Origin of the sequence: Actinoplanes sp. NPDC020271 (assembly GCF_044388125.1) — a bacterium.
Taxonomy (GTDB): domain Bacteria; phylum Actinomycetota; class Actinomycetes; order Mycobacteriales; family Micromonosporaceae; genus Actinoplanes.
On the sequence record NZ_JBIRWQ010000011.1, the window covers coordinates 151,986 to 169,420 of the forward strand.

Consider the following 17,435-nt stretch of genomic DNA (forward strand, 5'->3'; position numbering starts at 1 on the left):
ACGGAGATGAACCAGGTGACCTATGTGGACCGGCCGCCGGGCGGATTGTGACCTCTGCCCCACTGTCGCCCACGGGACGAAAAAAGATCATCCGCGTCCGAAGACACGGATGATCCGAATTCGGTGCCGAAGATCTCAGACGGCGAAGCCGTGCACCTGCTCGCCGGACGGGACGGCCGGCTCCGCCTTCCACAACCCGCTCTTCTGCGCGGCGAGACGGCTCAGGTAGGCCGGGTTCAGCAGCACGTACCGCTTCCACAGGCGCTTGGGCTCCAGGCCGAGACGCCACAGCCACTCCAGCGCGTACTTCTGCATCCACAGCGGCGGGTTCTTCAGCAGGCCGGCGTGGTAGTCGAAGGCGGCACCGACGGCTAGCAGCGGCATGTCCAGCAGCGGGCGCATCGCGTAGGTGAAGACCTCCTGCCGCGGGCAACCCAGGCCGACGAGGACGATCCGGGCGCCGGACGCCTTGATCCGCTCGGCGATCTCCACCTCCTCACCGGGCTGAGCGGCACGGAACTTCGAGGCCTCGACGCCGGCGATCTTCAGCGCCGGGAACATTCCCATCAGCGCCGGCACCAGGCGGTCCAGCGTGGGCTGGGTCGACCCGTACAGATAAACCGGAAGACCCTCGGCGGCCGCCCGCTCGACGACCCGCAGAGTCAGCGTCGGGCCGTAGACCCGGTCGGTCAGGCCGGCCCCGTGCAGCACGTTCAGCGCCCAGCGCACCGGCTGCCCGTCCGGCGTCACGAGGTCGAACGAGTTCAGCCGGGCCTCGTGGGCCGGATCCTGCACCCCGGTCATCACTCCGTGCACGGCCAGCGCGGTCACCGCGAACGGCCGCCCCTCCCGTGCCGCCGAGATGATCCGCTCGGTGGCCGACGCATAGTCCGTCGCATCCACCAGGACTCCCAGCACGTTGCGCTTCCCCTGGTCAACCCCAGCAGGCACAGCGGCCACGACCACACCCCACGCTCATCCGAGACTCGAATACCGACAGCACCCAACAGGCGCGCGAGCATACCCCTGCGGCTGTCTTCACCCAATCGTGGACGGGCGCAATGCCGTACCCCGAAGGAAGTGGTTGAAGTAGTCGCAAAGCCCGAAGGGCGAGCCGAGTTCCCCACGAGCGGACGGTGACGTGTGGCACTCACCCCAGCCATCGCACCGTGGGGGTTTCCGGGGGCTCGGCCCGGAGCAGATATGACGAGGGCGACCTCAAGCCCGCGCTTTCCGCGGACAGAGATCGCCCATTCGCACTTGTGGGGATGGGGGGAGTTGAACCCCCACGTCCTTTCGGACACACGGACCTGAACCGTGCGCGTCTGCCATTCCGCCACATCCCCATGTGACTTGGTCGTTTGAGACCTTACAGCTCGTCTCTGCGACCCGTGAAACCGGCCCCTGCGGGCCAACTTCGGGTTACTACTCCCGACAGACTACGCTGTCGCAGGTAGTTATCGAGGACGCACCAAGCTCAGCTGAATCAGAACCCAGTTGAGTTGATATCGCCCCGCGACGGAGGAAACACTAGCACGGCGTCGAGGGGCGTCATACGAGGGTCAGAAGTGCCGGCTGCTCTTGGCTGCGGATGCGCAAGCGGCGGCCGGATACCATCATGTCCTCGGAACCCGAGGAGGAGCCGGTGAGCGTGCTGCAGCGCTTTGAGAAGCGATTGGAAGGCCTTGTCGAGGGGGCCTTCGCGAAGGTGTTCAAGGGTGTCGTGCACCCGGTGGAGATCCTGAATGCCATGCAGCGGGAGGCCGAGGCGCACAAAGCCATCCTCGCGGGTGGCCGCACCCTCGTGCCCAACCGCTATGTGATCGACCTGTCGCCTTATGACCACAGCCGTCTGGCGCCCTATGCGGCCGCTCTGGCGCAGGAGCTGGCGCAGTCCCAGGCCGAGTTCATCGGTGAGCAGGCCTGGACGGTCTACGGCGACGTGATCGTCGAGATCGAACGCGGCGACGGGCTGGACACGGGCATGTTCCGCGTCACGGCGGAGGTCTACACCGGTGGCGAGGTCGCCCCGGTGCAGCAGCCGGCCTACGACGCCGGCCCGCAGTACTCGCCCTATGACCAGCAGCACGGTGGCGGTTACCCGCCGCACGGCGGTCACGGTGGCGGCCCGCGCAGCGTCGGTCTGGTCTCCGGTGACGGGCGGACCTACCCGTTGCAGATGGGCTCGACCGTGATCGGTCGCGGCGATCAGGCGAACCTGCGCCTGCCCGACGTGGGCATCTCGCGCCGGCACGCCCGGCTGGACTATGACGGCAACCAGGTGGTCCTGACCGATCTCGGTTCGACGAACGGGACGATGGTCAACGGCCAGCGGGTCTCCGCGGTGGCTCTGAACCCGGGCGACATGATCCAGCTCGGGACGACCACGCTGACCTTCCGAGTGGACGGCTAGCGGCGTTGCCCGAATTCGTCCTAACCGTTGCCCGGTTCGGTTTCCTGATCCTGCTGTGGATCTTCGTGTTCACGGTGGTCGGGGTGATCCGTCGGGACCTGTTCGCGGGCGCCCGGTCCAAGAGCATCGTCGCCAGCCCTCGGGGGGTGGGCGGCGCGATCCTTCAGGGCCGGCCGGCGAAGGCGAAACGCGGTAAGGCGGCTCGGCAACTGGTGGTGACCGCCGGTCAGCTGGCCGGCACGCGGATCACCCTCGGTGAGGCCCCGATCACGATCGGCCGCGCCGAGGATTCGACCCTGGTCATCACCGACGACTTCGCGTCGGCCCGGCACGCTCGGCTGGTGCCGCGGGACGGGCAGTGGTTCGTGGAGGACCTCGGCTCGACCAACGGCACCTACCTCGATCGCGGTAAGGTCTCCGGACCCACCCCCGTCCCCCTCGGCGTCCCGATCCGCATCGGGCGCACTTCACTCGAGTTACGGCCATGACCCTGACCCTGCGCTATGCCGCTCAGAGCGACCGCGGTCTGATCCGAGACCTGAACCAGGACTCCGTCTACGCCGGGCCGCGGCTGCTTGCTGTCGCGGACGGCATGGGCGGCATGGCCGCCGGTGACGTCGCCTCCAACATCGTCATCGCGGCGATGGCGCCACTCGACGACGACGTTCCCGGGGATGCGCTGGTCGACGCTCTGCGGCACGCCGTCGGCACCGCGAACCAGCAGCTGCGGGACACCGTCGACGCCAACCCGCAGATGGAGGGGATGGGCACCACGCTGACCGCGGTGCTCTTCACCGGCAGCAAGTTCGGCATGGTGCACATCGGCGACTCCCGGGCCTACCTGCTCCGCAAGGGCGAGTTCTCGCAGATCACCAAGGACGACACGTACGTCCAGATGCTGGTCGACGAGGGCCGGGTCAGCCCCGAGGAGGCGAGCAGTCACCCGCAGCGGTCGCTGCTCACCCGCGCGCTCGACGGCCGGGACATCGACCCGGAGTACTCGGTGCGCCAGGTTCTCAAGGGCGATCGGTACCTGATCTGCAGCGACGGCCTGTCCGGCGTGGTCAGCGGCGAGACGATCGGCCAGACCATGGCGGAGATCGCCGACCCGAAGGCGTGCGTCGAGCGGCTCGTGCAGCTCGCACTGCGTGGCGGTGGGCCGGACAACATCACCGTCGTGATCGCCGACGCGACCGACGCGGACATCGTCGAGCAGGCACCGATCGTCGGTGGTGCGGCAGCGCTCGACCGCGGCAACACCACCGTGGCCGACGCCTCGACCCCGGCGTCCCGGGCGGCGGCGCTCAAGCAGCCCCCGCCGCGCCCGGCCCAGCCGGAGACCGACAACTACGACCGCGATCCCGAGCCGGCCGGTCACCCGGTGCGGACCAGCCTGCTGGTCCTGCTGGTGCTCGGCCTGCTCGGCGGCGGTCTCTGGGCCGGCTGGAAGTACACCCAGGATCAGTACTACGTCGGTGCGACCGACGCCGGCCAGCTGGCCATCTTCCGCGGCGTGCCGGGGCAGATCGCCGGGCTGAACCTCTCCGCGGTGAGCGAGACCAGCACGGTCCGCCTGGAGGATCTGACCACCGTCGCGCAGGAACGGGTCAAGCAAGGCATCCACGCCGGCAGCGTGACCGACGCCCGGAGCATGTTGACCGACCTGACCAGCGACGAGCCGTCGAATCCGAACCTGAAGCCGGTCTGCTCCGTGGCCAGCGTCGCGCCCGCCGTCTCGGCGTCGGTGCCCGCGCAGCCCACGACGGCGACCCCGGCTCCGGCTACCGCGCCGAGCGTTCAACCGTCCGAGAGCGCGTCCACCGCGGCCGACACGACCGGCTGCCGGACCGCCGATTGAGCACGGCCTACAACGTCTGGGGAATCTCTTGACCGCGCCCGCCGTACCGGCCTCCTCGCCCGCTTCCACGGGCGAGATGTCGCGTATCCCGGGGTTGAAAACGCGTCGTAACGCCGAGCTCGGGCTTCTGGCCTTCGCCATGGTGCTCGTCGCGGTTTTCGGCGCGACCGTGGAAGCCAACAAGTACGACAGCCTCCAGCCGAACTTCTGGGTGCCGGCCGCGCTGCTCAGCATCCTCTTCCTCGGCCTGCACATCGTGGTCCGCTACGTCGCGCCGTACGCGGACCCGGTGCTGCTGCCGACGGTTGCCCTGATCAACGGCATCGGGGTGGCGTTCCTGCGCCGCATCGACATCGCCAACGCGATCAACGAGAAGCAGGGCCCACCGGGGATCTTCTCCGGGATCGGCGGCCGGCAGCTCGCCTGGACGCTGATCTCGCTGATCCTGGCCGCGGCGCTGCTCCTGCTGATCCGCGACCACAAGAACATCTCGAAGTATGCGTACACGCTCGGCCTGACCGGCATCGTGCTGATGATGATCCCGGCGGTGCTGCCGGCCAGCCTCTCCGAGGTGAACGGCGCGAAGCTGTGGATCAAGCTGCCCGGCGTCTCGATCCAGCCGGGCGAGTTCGCCAAGCTGATGCTGGTCACCTTCTTCGCGTACTACCTGGTGCGCAAGCGGGAAGTCCTCTCGCTGGCGAGCAAGCGGTTCCTCGGCATCGACTTCCCCCGCGGGCGGGACCTCGGGCCGGTCCTCACGGTGTGGCTGTTCAGCCTGCTGGTCCTGGTCTTCGAGAAGGACCTGGGTACCGCGCTGCTGTACTTCGGCCTGTTCGTGGTGACGCTCTACGTCGCCACCGAGCGGTCCAGCTGGCTGATCATCGGTCTGCTGCTGTTCTTCGGTGGCGTCTATGTCGCGTACCTGCTGGGCGCCTCGATCGGTGGCCCGTTCGCGAACTTCTACGACCGCGCCGACGTCTGGCTGAACCCGTTCGACCCGGCGCAGTACAACCGGAACGGTGGTAGTTACCAGCTGGTCCAGGGTCTGCTCGGGCTGGGCACGGGCGGCCTGTTCGGGTCCGGCCCGGGCGCCGGTTCGCCGCTGTCGGTCCCCGAGGTGCAGAACGACTTCATCTTCGCCGGCCTCGGCGAGGAGATCGGCCTCTTCGGTCTCTCCGCGCTGCTGGTCTGCTACATGCTGATCGCGATGCGCGGCCTGCTCGCGGCGATCGGGGTGCGTGACTCGTTCGGCAAGCTGGTCGCCGGTGGTCTCTCGTTCACCCTGGGCCTGCAGGTCTTCGTGATCCTCGGGGGTATCACCGGGCTGATCCCGCTGACCGGTCAGACCACCCCCTTCCTCTCCTCCGGCGGTTCCTCGCTGATGGCGAACTGGCTGCTGATCGCGATGCTGCTGCGCATCTCGAACGCGGCCCGCGGCCCGGCGACGAGCGGCGGCGGCGGAACGGTCCAACCCGGGCCGAAGAAAGCTCCCACACAGTTGCACGGCGCCATGACGGAGGTGATCAAGCCGTGAATGCCCCCCTTCGCAAGTCCGGCGTGGTCCTCCTCGTGCTGTTCGCGTTGATCTTCGGAAAGCTGAACTGGGTCCAGGCGTACAAGGCCGACGACTACCGCACCCACGCCTGGAACGGTCGCGTGGTGGTCGCGGAGTACGAACGTCCCCGTGGCGTCATCGAGGCCGACAGCGGCACCGCGCTCGCCGAGAACAAGTCGACCGACGACACCCTGAAGTACTTGCGGGTGTACCCGAAGAAGGAGATCTACGCCCCGGTCCTCGGCTACAAGCCGGTCAACCTCGGCGAGACCGGCATCGAACAGAGCGAGAACGAGTTCCTCTCCGGCGAGAGCGACAAACTCTTCGCCGACCGGCTGAGCGACATGTTCACCGGTGAGGAGACCGGCGGCGGCAACGTCATCCTCTCGCTGAAGACCAAGGCCCAAGAGGTCGCCTGGAAAGAGATGACCGACAACGAGCGCGGCGCGACGAAGGGCGCGGCGGTTGCCCTCGACCCGCGCACCGGTGCGATCCAGGCGCTCGTGTCGATGCCCAGCTACGACCCGAACAAGCTGGTCGGGCACGACACGAACGCGGCGGCCAAGGCGTACAAGGAACTGCTCGGCGACAAGGCTCAGCCGCTGCTGAACCGGGCGCTGTCGCAGACCCTGCCGCCCGGCTCCACGTTCAAGGTGATCGTCTCGGCGGCGGCCCTGCAGAACGGGTACGACGTCGACACCGAGATCCCGGCCGGCAGTGAGTACAAGGAGAGCGGCGCGGTCATCCACAACGCCGAGGACGAGGTCTGCCCGGGTGGTCAGATCTCGCTCAAGGAGGCGCTGACCGAGAGCTGCAACACCGGGTACGCGAAGCTCGGCGTGAAGCTCGGCGCGGACAAGGTCAAGGCCGAGGCGAAGGCGTTCGGCTTCGAGGACGACTCGCTCAAGGTCGGCGACCTGGAGAGCGGCGACGGTCTGAGCGTGGCGGCCAGCCACACCGGTGACATCCAGAACCCGGACGGCAGCACCGACAAGGGCGCGCTCGCGCAGTCGTCGATCGGTCAGCGCGACGTGCGGATGACGCCCATGCAGGGCGCGCTGATCGCGGCCACGGTCGCCAACGGTGGCGAGCAGATGCGCCCCTACCTGGTGCAGAAACTGCTCAGCCCGGACCGCCGGACCATCTACACCGCCTCGCCGAAGAAGAAGAGCAACCCGATCGACGGCAAGGTCGCCTCGCAGCTGAAAGAGATGATGGTCAGCGTCGTCGAGAACGGCACCGGCAAGAAGGCGAAGACCTCCGGCCTCACCGTCGGCGGCAAGACCGGCACCGCGCAGAACGCCGAGGGCGCCGACCCGCACGGGTGGTTCATCGGCTTCGCCTTCAACGACAAGGGCGAAGCGGTCTCCGCGGTCTGCGTCATGCTGGAGAACGTGAAGGGCGGCCACGCGAGCGCCGAAGCGGCCCGGATCGCCGGGCTGATCATGAAGGCCGCGGCCGGCTCGGGAGGGAACTGACATGATCCGCCCGGGGGTCACGCTCGGTGGGCGCTACCGCTTGGAGGAGCGGATCGCCGGCGGCGGTATGGGTGACGTGTGGCGCGGCACGGACGACGTGCTGGGCCGGACGGTCGCGGTCAAGATCCTGCTGCCGGCACTGCTGGACGAGCCCGGTTTCGCCGAGCGGTTCCGCGGCGAGGCGCGCACCATGGCGACCATCAACCATCCGGGCGTGGTCGACGTCTACGACTACGGCAGCGACCAGCAGCTCGCCTTCCTGGTGATGGAGTACGTGGAGGGCGACGCGCTCTCCCGCACGCTGAGCCGGGTCGGCCGCCTCACCCCGGCGCGGACCATGGCGCTGGTGGCCCAGGCCGCCGACGCGCTGCAGGCAGCCCACGCCAACGGGATCGTCCACCGCGACGTGAAACCCGGCAACCTGCTGGTCCGGCCGAACGGCACGCTCGTCCTGACCGACTTCGGCATCGCCCGGTCGGCGCTGGTCGGGCAGCTGACCGTGGCCGGTGCGGTGCTCGGCACCGCGTCGTACATCTCGCCCGAGCAGGCGGCCGGTGACGTGGCGACGGCCGCCTCCGATGTGTACGCCCTGGGCGTGGTCGCCTACCAGTGCCTCTCCGGGCATCGGCCGTTCGACGGGTCGACCCCGATCGAGATCGCGATGAAGCACGTGCGGGAGACGCCGCGCCCCTTGCCGAGTGACATCCCGCCGGCGGTCCGCGCCATCGTGGAACGTGCCCTGTCGAAGGACCCGGCCGCCCGCTGGCCCAGCGCCGCGGCGATGGCGGCGGTGGCCCGGCAGGCCGCGGCGTCGCTGACCACGATCGCGCAGCCGCCGGTGAGCCATCCGCCGATCCGGGCCACGCCGACCAGCCCGGCGCCGTCGCAGCAGGCCCGGGCCTCGGTGCCGCGCCCGATCTCGGGTGCCCGGGGTGCTGCCTCGGTGCCGTCGTCGGTGCCGCCGGTCTCCACGTCGTCGCCGGCCCCGGTCGCGCCGCCGATGCCACCTCACTACCGTCCGCAGTCCGGCCCGCCGATGAGCGGTTACCCGCAGCAGGTGCCGGCGGCCAAGCCGGAGGGCACGTTCGGCCGTCAGGTGCTGATCGTGCTCGCCGTGGTCCTGGCTCTGCTGGTCCTGCTCTGTGCCGGGGTCATCTCGTTCCTGTATCGACATGACAACGCGCAAGCCGCCGCCGAAATCGCGCTGGGTGATCGCAGCAGCTCGACGGCTATCCTCCGCATGGGCGTGGCCGCCGACCCGGTGTCGACGGCGTCGTACCGTCTAATGAAGGCCGATGCCCAGCTCGGCCGGATCCGACCGAACGAAGGACGACAGACGCTATGACGGCGCAGGCCCGACTGCTCGGCGGCAGGTACCAGGTCGGCGAGCTGCTCGGCTACGGCGGTATGGCAGAGGTGCACCGGGGACGCGACCTCCGCCTGGGCCGGGACGTGGCGATCAAGATGCTGCGGACCGACCTGGCCCGGGACGCCACGTTCCAGGAGCGGTTCCGGCGTGAGGCGCAGAATTCGGCCGCGCTCAACCACCCGGCCATCGTGGCCGTCTACGACACCGGTGAAGAGGTCTCGGCCACCGGCGAGAAGCTTCCGTTCATCGTCATGGAGTTCGTCAACGGGCACACCCTGAAAGAGGTCCTGGCCCAGGAGCAGCGGCTGCAGCCACGCCGCGCCCTGGAGATCATCGCCGATATCGACGCCGCGCTGGAGTTCAGCCACCGGCACGGGATCATCCACCGGGACATCAAGCCCGGCAACGTGATGATCACGCAGAACGGCCAGGTCAAGGTCATGGACTTCGGCATCGCCCGGGCTCTGGCCAGCGGCGCGACCACGATGACGCAGACCAGCGCCGTGATCGGCACCGCGCAGTACCTGTCGCCCGAGCAGGCCCGCGGTGAGGCCGTGGACGCCCGCTCCGATGTGTATGCGGCCGGCTGCGTCCTCTTCGAGCTGGTGGTCGGGCACCCACCGTTCGTCGGTGACAGCCCGGTCAGCGTCGCCTACCAGCACGTCCGGGAGGATCCCCGCCCGCCGAGCTCGATCAACCGCGAGGTCCCGCCGGATGTCGACGCGATCGTGCTCAAGGCGCTGGCGAAGAACCCGCTGAACCGTTACCAGAGCGCTCAGGAGATGCGCGCGGACGCGTTGCGGGCCGTCTCCGGCCGCCCGGTCATGGCCACGCCGGTGATGAACGAGGCCGAGACCGTCGCGATGAGCAACGGCCCCCGGCAGTGGCAGCCGCAGGCGGCGACGACGATGCAGCGGCCGATCCCGGCGACCGTGGCCGGTGCCCGGCCGGATGACAACAAGCAGTCCTGGGTGTGGGCCGCGCTGGCCGGCCTGGGCGTGCTCGTCGTGATCGTGCTCGGCGTCGCGCTGGCGCTGAACAACAAGGACGACAAGACGAACACGCCGACCCCGACCGCGCAGGCGCAGATCCCGGACCTGACCGGCTCGACCGAGGCGGAAGCCAAGCGGAAACTGTCCACGGCCGGGTTCACCAACGTCTCCGCGGCCACGCCGACGGAAGATGCCGACTGCAAGGGCGAGGTGCAGGCGCAGACCCCGAAACAGGGGACGACCGTGCCGGTCGACACCGCGATCACCTACACGATCTGCAACCCGCCGGACAAGGTGACCGTGCCGTCCGGCCTGGTCGGCAGCACCAAGACGGCCGCCGAGAACGCGCTGAAGAACAACAAGCTGGTGGCCAACTTCAAGTCGGTCGACAGCACCGCGCCGAAGGACCAGGTCGTCAAGGTCGACCCGCAGGAGGGCCAGCAGGTCGCCCCGGGCACCCAGATCGACGTCTACATCTCCAACAACCAGCTGGTGCTCGTGCCCGACGTGATCGGCAAGACGCAGGAGACGGCCACCGTGCTGCTGCAGAACGCGAGCCTGAATGTCGACATCACCACGGTGCAGGGTGGCGGCAAGCCGGGCACCGTGATCGCCCAGAGCAAGAAGGCGAAGTCGAAGGTCGAGACCGGCACCCAGGTGGTCATCACCGTGGTCGCCGAGGATTCGGGCACCGACCCGAGCGGTGAGCCCTCGGCCGATCCGTCCTCCGGCACCGGCGGTGGCACCGGAGTCGACCAGTAAGGCACGACGACAACGAGAGCCGGCCGCCTTGGTGAAGGGCGGCCGGCTCTCGGCGTCAGTGCGGAAGGTCAGGCGGTGGCGAAAGCCGACCGGCGGCGGGTCTCCACCTCGGCGGCCAAGGCCGGAGCCTTGTCCAGCGCGCCCTCGAGACCACAACTCGCCAGCCAGTTCGCCAGCATGGTGTGGCCGCCCTCGGTGAGCACCGACTCCGGGTGGAACTGGACGCCCTCGATCGGCAGCGTGCGGTGCCGCATCGCCATCACCACGCCGGACTCGGTGCGGCCGGTCACCTCGATCTCCTCCGGCAGGGTCTCCTCGAGCACGGCCAGCGAGTGGTAGCGCGTCGCGGTGAACGGCTCCGGCAGCCCGGCCAGCACACCCTCACCCCGGTGGTGCACCAGCGAGGTCTTGCCGTGCAGCAGCTCCGGGGCGCGGGTCACGGTCGCGCCGAACGCCGCACCGATCGCCTGATGACCCAGGCAGACCCCGAAGAGCGGGACCTTCCCGGCGTACGTCTTGATCACGTCCAGCATGATCCCGGCGCTCGTCGGCTCACCCGGGCCGGGCGACAACAGGATGCCCGAAGCGCCCGCGGCGCCCACCTCCTCGACGGTGATCTCGTCGTTGCGGCGGACCTCGCACTCGGCGCCGAGCTGGCCCAGGTACTGCACCAGGTTGAAGACGAACGAGTCGTAGTTGTCGATCACGAGGATGCGGACGTCAGTCACCGGCCAGGCCTCCGGGGTCGGGGTGGTTGGAGGTCGTGCTGTAGGGGATCACCTCGGGCGCCGAGGCGTCCGGGTCGGGCGACGGGTTCGTGGCCCGGCTCGGCCCGGTGTCGGCGTTCTGGTTCACCGAGTTCGGGTCGATCTGCGAGGTGTCGCCGACCTGCACGTCGTCGAAGGGCAGCAGCGGCGTCGCCCACGGGAACACCACGTACCAGAGCAGGGAACCGACCGCGGCCAGCAGCACGACCGAAAACGTCAACTTGCTCCAGACGTTTCCCGGGAACTTCCGCCAGATCCAGGCGTACATCGGCTTATGCCTTCAACTTCATCTCGGCCGGCATTCCGGCATCCGCCTTGGTCTGGTCCCGTGGCACCGTCTTCACCAACTCGGCGTGCACGATCAGCCGCTGGTAGTTGTTGAACTTCGGGTTGCACGTGGTCAGCGTGAGCAGTGCCTTCGTCGGAGTCGCGTTCGGCTCGTCCGGCACCGCGGCGACGACCTCGACCTGGTTCGGCTTGACGATCTCCTGGCCGTAGACGTGGTAGACGTACCACGCGTCGCGGGTCTCGACGCCGATCACGTCGCCGGACTTCAGCTCGTCGATTCGCCAGAAGATCTTCTTGATGCGGTGGCCGGCGACCGAGAAGTTGCCGATCTGACCCGGCTTGGCGGTTTCCGGGTAGTGGCCGGGCGCGTACTTGATGTCCTGCGGGCGGACGCCGTCGACGACCACCCACTCCTTGTCCAGTTTCGGGATGTAGAGCCGGCCGACCAGGTTGTCCCCGGGCGCGGCCGGACCCTTCGCCGTGGTCGTCGGCGCGACCGTCGGGTCGGCCCACGACTGGTCCAGCTCCTGGGCCAGCTCGTCCTGCCCGTCCTGCACCGCGGCCGAGTTGCCGAACACCTCGTACCCGGCGAACAGCAGCACGATCAGACCGAACGTGATCATCACCTCGCCGGCCCCGCGGATGCCGGTGCGGACCCGGGACGGGCGGGTGAGCTCGGAGTAGACGCTCTTGTAGCCCTCCTCGGTCTGCTCCGGGCGGAGCTTGACCACCTTCTCGCCGCGCTTCGGCTCCTCCAGGACGACCGGCTCGGCCTCGGGCTCGACCGGAACCGGCGGGATGCCGTCGACCGGCACGGCGCCGACCACGGACTCCGGGCCGGCCGCCTCACGGGCGGCCTGAGCCGCGGCGCCGGGCGGCAGGACGGTCAGCTTGCCGGGCAGCGGAGCACCCGGGGTCAGGGTCGGCAGCTTGCCGGTAGGTGCGTCGATGGTCCGGATGATCTGCGTCTCGGACGGGTTCGGGTTGAGCGCGACCGGGGCCGGGTCGGCCTCCGGCGGCTCGTTGCTCATCCAGCGGGTGTTGGCCGTGCCCATCTGCGGCTTCGGCCGGGCCGGGACGGCGGGAACGGCGGAGGCGGCCGTCGCGGCCGGGACTGCCCCGGGGGGTGCCCAGGGTGCCGGAGCGGCGGTTTGCGGCGTCTGGGGGGCGTTCCAGGCGGTTTGCGGGGTGGCCCCGGGGCTGCCCGGCCGGCCGGTGGTCGCCTCGGCGCCACCGGTCTCGATGCGGCCGGTGGCGTCCGGATCCCACGACGGGGTGGTGGGCGGCTCCGGCGGGCGGCTGGTCACCGCAGCGGTCTGGCGGGTCGGCTCGGCGCCCCAGCCGGTGGTGACCGGGCTGCTCGGCTTGACGGTGTCCGCGTTCCAGCTCGGCCCGGCGGGTGAGCCGGACGCCGCCGGAGTCGGCGCGCTGTAGGCGGGAGTCGCCGGCACCGGGGGGCTGTAAGCCGGAGTCGCCGGGGCTGGGGCGCTGTAAGCCGGAGTCGCCGGGGCTGGGGCGCTGTAAGCCGGAGTCGCCGAGGGCGGGGCGCTGTAAGCCGGGGTGCTCGGAGCTGCGGGGACCGGGGTGCCGAAGGCCGGGCTGCCCGGAGCGCCCGGAGCCGGGCTGCGCAGAGCCGGGCTGCTCGGAGCGCCCGAAACGGAGGAGCCGAACGACGGGGCGCTCGGCACCGCCGACGGGGCGCTCGGCACCGCCGGGCTGAACGCCGGGCTGCTCGGCATGGCGACGGCCGGGGTCGACGCCGGGCTCTGCGGGCGGGTCGGCTCGGTGTTCCAACTCGGGCCGCTCGGCATGGGGGCGCCGCCGGACGGTGTCGCGGCGACCGGAGCGGGCGTGGCCGGCTCGGCCGGGCGAGCGACGGGGAGGACACCGGAGCTGAGAATTTGCTGCGTGTCGGTGACCGGCGGGGCGGGATCAGACCGTACCGTAATCGGATCTTCGGTCTTCTTCTCCGCAATGTGGCCGAAAGCGTCGAAACTGAGCGGAGCGGGCTGGGCCGTCGACGGCATGGCACGGCGGCGAGCGGCGGCCGCGGCCGCGCTGACCTCGTCGAGGCCGACTTCGGTGCCGGTCTGCGGCTGAGCGGGCTCCTCCGGGAGGGCCGCCGGCGAACCCGCCGGGCGGGGGCTCACGTTGGCGCCCAGGCCGACCGGCGGCGTCAGCGGGCCACCGGGCACGCCGTCGGGGGAGGCGTCGCTCAGGCGCGGGATGTAGGCGGTCTGGGCCTCGGCATCGGGAGCCCGGTGCCGTCCACGGCCGCCCGTGGTGCCCGGGAACTCCGCCGGCGTGCTCGTCACGGGGCCGCCTGCGCAGATCGGAGGTCGGTCGAGCCGTCGTACGCCCGCACTGTCACGTCCTTTTCCATCTTCTCCGTGTAACCGAGACCGAAGTCGGTGACGGCCTCTCGGAACTGTTTGACTCCTTCTGCGGACTCCAACGCTTCATGCATCGCTGTGGGTTCGCCGATTGCGGTGATCTTGAAGGGCGGGGAGAAAACCTGACCGTGAAGGAGCAGCGTGTTGCCGACACAGCGTACCGCGCTGGTGCTGATCACACGTACATCCATGATCGTCATGGCCTCGGCTCCACCGGCCCACATCGCGTTCACGACCGCCTGGACATCGCCCTGGTGAACGACCAGATCGTCGTTGTCGGGAGCGTCGTCGCCGAAGTCCGAACCGCGGCGCGGGGAGTCGTTCAGCAGGACCGTCAGGCCGGGGCCGTGCAGGGCGGTGTAACCCGCCGGTTCACGAATGGCGTCGGCTTGCTCACGTGCCGTCGCGACCGGGCTGTCGACCTGGGCCAGGCGGGCCGCTTCCTGATCGACCTCGGCCCGCAGAGCCGCCGCTCGCTTCTCGCTGTCCGCGAGGCGCTCGCGCTTGTCCGCGATCAGCTGGGCCAGCTGGGGCCGGCGGTCGTCGCGCAACGCCGTACCGTCGGCGGTTGTCGCGGACGTGGTGAACAGCAGGCCGGCGGCGAGCGCGATCAGCGGGACGGCGACCGACCAGATGGTCGGGGCGCCCTTGCGGCGCGGGCGCAGAGCGCCGGCCGCGCGGCGCAGCGCCAGGCGCCAGGAGGCCCCGTTTTCACTCTGCAAAGCCATCTCAGCCTCCCTCGGGAACCGACGCCGGGCATTTTCTCGCCCCGGCGGGTGCCTGTCCGCGTGCTGTCTTGATTACGCTAGCGGGCGAACAGTATTCGCCACGGGCAGCATTCCGGGTCCCGGAGCCGCTCACCGGTGGTTGTTCACCACTTGTTGCCCACAGGAGAACACCGTGCCCAAGTCGCAGGTTCGCAAGAAGAAGGTCTACACCCCGCCGTCGGACATCCGCCCTGCGGTCACGGCGGCGTCCAAGAAGCCGAGCCCCACCTGGCTGCCCGCGCTCGCGGTCATCCTGATCGTGGTGGGTATCGCCTGGCTGGTGGTCTACTACCTGTCCTCGCAGCAGTGGCCGGTGGAGTCCTGGCGTTACTGGAACCTCGCGGTCGGTTTCGGCTGCATGGTCGCGTCGCTGGGCATCCTCTCGCGCTGGCGCTGAGGCGCTCGCCCGCTCGCCGCGGGTCCGTGTGAACTTTGTTCAAACCAGGCGCACCCCCGCTCGGCGTGGGGTGCGCTTTCGGCTGAGGGGCCGTAAGTCATAAGTCATTGACCTGCGGCCCGCACCGGCCTATTACTCATGGGTAACATAGGCTGGCGCCCAGCCGACCGAGGAGGCACAACACACATGGGCTACGCGCAGATCATCGCCACCGTGCTGTCGGTGGCGGTCACCGTGGTGGCCGTCGCCCTGGCGGTGCGTGCGGTTCTCACGATCACGAAGGTGATCCGGTCGGGCCAGCCCGCACCGGAGCGCTTCACCGACAAGGGCACCCGGACCAAGACGCTCCTGAAGGAGTCGGTCGGGCACACGCGGATGCTGAAGTGGTCCGCGATCGGTGCGGCCCACTGGTTCGTGATGTTCTCGTTCATCATCCTGTCGTCGCTGGTGCTCGAGGCCTACTTCGAGGCGGTCACGCCCGACGGCGAGCTGCCGATCATCGGGCACTGGGCGATCTTCGGGTTCGTCACCGAGTGGTTCGGGATCCTCGGCACCATCGGCATCCTCTACCTGATCTTCGTCCGGCAGCGGAACAAGCCGGGCGCGGTCAAGCGCTCCCGCTTCCTGGGCTCGACGATGTGGCAGGCCTACTTCGTCGAGGCGATCATCGTCGGCGTGCTGGTCTGCGGGTTCATCATTCGTGGGCTGAAGGTCGCCAACGACACGTTCCCCTACCCGGTCTGGGCCGCGCCGCTGTCGCACGCGATCGGCAACGCGCTGCCGGCCTGGGAGGACGGGCCGACCTGGGTCGCCCTGGTCAAGCTGCTCATCTCGATGGGCTGGCTGATCACCATCTCGCTGAACCCGACGATGGGCGTGGCCTGGCACCGCTTCCTGGCGTTCTTCAACATCTTCTTCAAGCGCAGCCCGGAGAAGCCGGCCGGTTCGGGTCTGGGCGCGCTCAAGCCGATGATGAGCGAGGGCAAGCCGCTCGACTTCGAGGAGGCCGACCCGGAGAAGGACCTGTTCGGCGTCGCCCAGGTCGAGCAGTTCACGTGGAAGGGCCTGCTGGACTTCTCCACCTGTACGGAGTGCGGCCGCTGCCAGTCGCAGTGCCCGGCGTGGAACACCGCCAAGCCGCTCTCGCCGAAGCTGCTGGTGCTGTCGCTGCGGGATCACGCGTACGCGAAGGCGCCGTACATGCTGGCCGGCGGCGGCAAGGACCTGACCGGTGAGGAGAAGGCGACCGAGGCGCAGCTGGCGCACCTGGACGTGCTCTCGCTGGCCGAGGGCAACCGCCCGCTGATCGGTGGCGTCGACGAGAACGGCGTGATCGACCCGGACGTGCTCTGGTCCTGCACCACCTGCGGCGCGTGCGTCGAGCAGTGCCCGGTCGACATCGAGCACATCGACCACATCGTCGACATGCGGCGTTACCAGGTGCTGATCGAGTCGAGCTTCCCCTCCGAGGCCGGCGTCATGCTGCGCAACCTGGAGAACAAGGGCAACCCGTGGGGCGCCCCGCAGAACACCCGGGAGGACTGGACCAAGGGACTGGACTTCGAGGTGCCGCGGGTCGGCGAGGTCGAGGACTTCGACTACCTGTTCTGGGTCGGCTGCGCCGGTGCGTTCGAGGACCGGGCGAAGAAGACCACCCGCGCGGTCGCGACGCTGCTGCACGAGGCCGGGGTGAACTACGCGATCCTGGGCGAGGGCGAGACCTGCACCGGTGACCCGGCGCGGCGCATCGGCAACGAGTTCATCTTCCAGATGCTGGCCCAGCAGAACGTGGAGACGCTGAACGAGGCGTTCGGCGACAAGAAGGTCAAGCGGATCGTCGCGACCTGCCCGCACTGCTTCAACACGCTGGGCAACGAGTACGAGCAGCTGGGCCTCGAGGTCGAGGTCGTGCACCACACGCAGCTGCTCGCGCACCTGGTCAAGGAAGGGAAGTTGACCCCGGTCCAGCCGATCGAGGGCGACGTCACCTACCACGACCCGTGCTACCTGGGCCGGCACAACCGGGTCTTCGACGCGCCCCGCGAGGTGCTCGGCGAGGCCGCCAACCTGGTCGAGATGCCGCGCAACCAGGAACGTTCCTTCTGCTGCGGCGCCGGTGGCGCCCGGATGTGGATGGAGGAGCGGATCGGCAAGCGCATCAACGTCGAGCGCACCGAGGAAGCCCTGGCCACCGGCGCGAAGACGATCGCGGTGGGTTGCCCGTTCTGCTACACGATGATCGGAGACGGGGTCACCGGCAAGGGCAAGCAGGAAGAGGTCGAGGTCGTCGACGTCGCCACGGTCCTGCTGCGCTCGCTCAAGCAGGACGTCTGATCGGACGTGCACCGGACGGCCGGCCTCTCCGCTACAGGAGGCCGGCCGTCCGGCGTTTACGA

Annotated in this window: 14 protein-coding genes and 1 tRNA gene; 9 read left to right on the forward strand and 6 right to left on the reverse strand. The window is 69.3% G+C overall.

The features are described 5' to 3' along the window. Positions 1-135: 135 nt before the first annotated feature. Both ACH442_RS24470 and ACH442_RS24475 read right to left on the reverse strand, forming a co-directional pair. Entirely contained in the window at positions 136-951 is an 816-nt protein-coding gene (locus ACH442_RS24470; RefSeq protein WP_396340529.1) for a WecB/TagA/CpsF family glycosyltransferase, read from the reverse strand. A 312-nt stretch (positions 952-1,263) separates the two neighbouring features. After that, positions 1,264-1,346 (reverse strand) — tRNA-Leu (locus tag ACH442_RS24475). A 272-nt stretch (positions 1,347-1,618) separates the two neighbouring features. Here ACH442_RS24475 and ACH442_RS24480 point away from each other — a divergent pair. From ACH442_RS24480 to pknB, 7 genes are all read left to right on the forward strand, one after another. Continuing rightward, a complete protein-coding gene (locus ACH442_RS24480; RefSeq protein ID WP_396340412.1) occupies positions 1,619-2,413 on the forward strand; it encodes an FhaA domain-containing protein in 795 nt (264 codons plus the stop codon). Positions 2,414-2,418: 5 nt separating this feature from the next. Then, positions 2,419-2,901: an FHA domain-containing protein gene (locus ACH442_RS24485; protein ID WP_185038479.1), complete on the forward strand. Its 483-nt coding sequence runs from the start codon at positions 2,419-2,421 to the stop codon at positions 2,899-2,901. Beyond that, on the forward strand, positions 2,898-4,271 hold the full coding sequence (locus ACH442_RS24490; protein ID WP_396340413.1) for a PP2C family protein-serine/threonine phosphatase: 1,374 nt from the start codon (positions 2,898-2,900) through the stop codon (positions 4,269-4,271). Before ACH442_RS24485 ends, ACH442_RS24490 begins: the two co-directional genes overlap by 4 nt. 76 nt (positions 4,272-4,347) lie before the next feature. Next, positions 4,348-5,805, forward strand: a complete 1,458-nt coding sequence (locus ACH442_RS24495) for an FtsW/RodA/SpoVE family cell cycle protein (protein ID WP_396340414.1) — start codon at positions 4,348-4,350, stop codon at positions 5,803-5,805. Then, complete coding sequence (locus tag ACH442_RS24500) at positions 5,802-7,304, forward strand: peptidoglycan D,D-transpeptidase FtsI family protein (RefSeq protein ID WP_396340415.1); 1,503 nt, start codon at positions 5,802-5,804, stop codon at positions 7,302-7,304. The genes ACH442_RS24495 and ACH442_RS24500 overlap by 4 nt, the downstream gene beginning before the upstream one ends. A 1-nt stretch (position 7,305) precedes the next feature. Continuing rightward, positions 7,306-8,649, forward strand: coding sequence for a serine/threonine-protein kinase (locus tag ACH442_RS24505; protein ID WP_396340416.1), 1,344 nt, complete (start codon positions 7,306-7,308; stop codon positions 8,647-8,649). Continuing rightward, a complete protein-coding gene (pknB, locus tag ACH442_RS24510; protein WP_396340417.1) occupies positions 8,646-10,427 on the forward strand; it encodes a Stk1 family PASTA domain-containing Ser/Thr kinase in 1,782 nt (593 codons plus the stop codon). Before ACH442_RS24505 ends, pknB begins: the two co-directional genes overlap by 4 nt. A gap of 68 nt (positions 10,428-10,495) precedes the next feature. Here the strand turns inward: pknB and ACH442_RS24515 are convergent, their stop codons facing one another. From ACH442_RS24515 to ACH442_RS24530, 4 genes are read right to left on the reverse strand one after another with little or no spacing between them, the layout of a single operon-like run. Beyond that, positions 10,496-11,155: an aminodeoxychorismate/anthranilate synthase component II gene (locus ACH442_RS24515; RefSeq protein WP_396340418.1), complete on the reverse strand. Its 660-nt coding sequence runs from the start codon at positions 11,153-11,155 to the stop codon at positions 10,496-10,498. Next, positions 11,148-11,462, reverse strand: a complete 315-nt coding sequence (locus ACH442_RS24520) for a hypothetical protein (RefSeq protein ID WP_396340419.1) — start codon at positions 11,460-11,462, stop codon at positions 11,148-11,150. Before ACH442_RS24520 ends, ACH442_RS24515 begins: the two co-directional genes overlap by 8 nt. Before the next feature lie 4 nt (positions 11,463-11,466). Next, a complete protein-coding gene (locus ACH442_RS24525) occupies positions 11,467-13,797 on the reverse strand; it encodes a class E sortase (protein WP_396340420.1) in 2,331 nt (776 codons plus the stop codon). Beyond that, positions 13,794-14,603 carry a DUF881 domain-containing protein gene (locus ACH442_RS24530; RefSeq protein WP_396340421.1) on the reverse strand — a complete coding sequence of 270 codons (810 nt, stop codon included), beginning with the start codon at positions 14,601-14,603 and terminating at the stop codon, positions 13,794-13,796. The genes ACH442_RS24525 and ACH442_RS24530 overlap by 4 nt, the downstream gene beginning before the upstream one ends. A gap of 172 nt (positions 14,604-14,775) precedes the next feature. Between ACH442_RS24530 and ACH442_RS24535 the strand changes: the two genes are divergently transcribed. After that, the gene (locus tag ACH442_RS24535; protein WP_396340422.1) at positions 14,776-15,039 is read left to right on the forward strand and encodes a cell division protein CrgA; all 264 of its coding nucleotides are present in this window, start codon (positions 14,776-14,778) and stop codon (positions 15,037-15,039) included. A 186-nt stretch (positions 15,040-15,225) separates the two neighbouring features. Then, positions 15,226-17,373 carry a (Fe-S)-binding protein gene (locus ACH442_RS24540; RefSeq protein ID WP_396340423.1) on the forward strand — a complete coding sequence of 716 codons (2,148 nt, stop codon included), beginning with the start codon at positions 15,226-15,228 and terminating at the stop codon, positions 17,371-17,373. Positions 17,374-17,435 lie beyond the last annotated feature (62 nt).